The organism is Rhizobium sp. L9, from assembly GCF_002531885.1.
Taxonomy (GTDB): Bacteria; Pseudomonadota; Alphaproteobacteria; order Rhizobiales; family Rhizobiaceae; genus Rhizobium.
The window spans coordinates 1-854 of the sequence record NZ_NWSZ01000093.1; the positions used below are offsets into that span (position 1 = coordinate 1).

Here is an 854-nt window from a genome sequence, read left to right on the forward strand (position 1 = left end):
GCGGCCATTATCGAATCGTCAGACGATGCCATTGTCAGCAAGAGCTTGTCCGGCATTGTCACGACATGGAACAAAGGCGCCGAGAGAATTTTCGGATATACCGCAGACGAGGCAATAGGAAAGCCCATCACCCTTGTTATCCCGGATAATCGCCTCGATGAAGAGCCCGCCATACTTAGCAGAATCCAATCCGGTGAACGCGTCGATCACTTTGAAACCGTAAGACGCCGCAAAGACGGCGAACTCATCGACATCTCTTTGACGATCTCCCCGATCAGAGACGGCAATGGCAAAATTATCGGAGCATCCAAGATTGCCCGCGACGTCTCGGAGCGGAGACGGGCAGCCGAACACCGAGAACTGCTCCTCAGGGAAATGCATCACCGCGTAAAAAACCTGTTCGCGATCATCAGCAGCATTATCACGCTGGGTGCCCGGACCGCAGCAACGCCCGGCGATCTCGCCGCCAGGACCAACGAGAGGGTAATGGCTTTGGCCCGAGCGCACGAGATAACGCTGCCAAGTTTAACAGAACAGCCCGTCGAGGTTCGGCCAGCCACGCTGTCTCAGCTTCTGTCGAATATCCTTGCACCTTATGGTAACCGGCAATGGACGCTGAGCGGCGGGGACGTCGAGGTAGGTCCAGCGAAGATCAGCTCTCTGGCGCTGTTGTTTCACGAGTTCGCGACGAACGCGGCTAAGTACGGCGCGCGCTCTGTCAGCGAGGGTACCGTCCAGATCGCCACTGCAATTTCGCCGGACACCATCGAATTGGTTTGGCTTGAAGCGAACGGACCGTCGATTACGAACCCCACTCAAGCTCCTTCTGGCTTTGGAAGCGTCCTGGAGCAAAG

1 protein-coding gene is annotated in these 854 nt (G+C 56.6%); it reads left to right on the plus strand.

Going from position 1 to position 854, the window contains the following annotated elements; translation table 11 throughout:
* Positions 1–854 (plus strand): PAS domain S-box protein (locus tag CO660_RS32400; protein WP_141504985.1); only part of this gene is annotated, 854 nt, incomplete at both ends.